The organism is Thorsellia kenyensis (genome assembly GCF_042432445.1).
Lineage (GTDB): Bacteria > Pseudomonadota > Gammaproteobacteria > Enterobacterales > Thorselliaceae > Thorsellia > Thorsellia kenyensis.
This window is the reverse complement of sequence record NZ_JBHLXE010000124.1, coordinates 1-974: the sequence shown is the minus strand read 5'-3', so window position 1 is coordinate 974 and position 974 is coordinate 1. Positions and strand designations below refer to the sequence as shown.

Genomic DNA, 974 nt, shown 5'->3' with positions numbered 1-974 from the left:
GTTCAGGAATGATCGTGGGTAGAATATTCTCGAAAAATCCCAATACGGCTTCCCGAAATTTATCTTTCGACGGGAAATATTGATTATTTCTACATTTTTCATTCATTATCTTCCATAACCGCTCAATTGGATTTAAATTTGGGCTATATGGAGGCAAATAATGTAGTACGATGCCCATTTCTAAGGCTTTTTCAACCACAACCACCGACCGATGGTAAGCTGCACCATCAAGTATGATATGAATGTGTTTATTTTCTGTAAGAGGGTAATTTTCTCTCAGTTTAGTAAAAAATTCGATAATACTTTGACCGTTAATCGTTTCAAACTCTTGTACAACAGTTTTCTCAATGGCATTAATATTCAAAGCACCGATTAAATTGATTCGTGTACGACTACCTGTTGTGTTTACCACCTTATCAGTTCCTTTCTTAATCCACCCATAGCCTAACTTAGTGGCTTGAGTTGGGTGTACTGCATCAATAAATAGAATCGGTTCTTCACCGACTGTATCTTTTAATGACTGATAAGTTTCAATAAATTTATTTTGCTTTTCTACATCGAATTTATGAGGTGTACCTTTAGGTTTTTTATAACTAAATCCGTGCCGAATGAGCCATTTATGCATACCAGAAACAGTAAAGTAAACTTGATAAGTCGCAGCGATATAGGCAATTATCTGATAGTTATGCTGATATAAATTTTGAGTTAAATGAGTAATCAGTTCTTGTGTTTGTTCTGCATTTAAATAACTTTCAGAACCACCATTTTCAGGTTTTAACTTATTATCTTCAAGATAGTCCTTAATATGCCTTAGCACTGTCGTTTCATGAATTAATTGAGATTCAGCGATTGATTTTGCTGACCAACCGTCATCAGCCAACAAAACACAACGAATACGATCACATATCCTTTGATCGTGAGTCATTTTATGTTGAGCTTTTAAATTTGCTCTTTGTTCTGCTGTTAATTTAATA

Annotated in this window: 1 protein-coding gene; it reads right to left on the bottom strand. The window is 34.4% G+C overall.

Annotated elements, in window-relative coordinates:
* Positions 1 to 973, bottom strand: a 973-nt coding sequence (locus ACFFIT_RS13260; RefSeq protein WP_385878409.1) for an IS630 family transposase, incomplete at its 3' end; no start/stop codon positions are given.
* Between the last annotated feature and the right edge of the window lies 1 nt (position 974).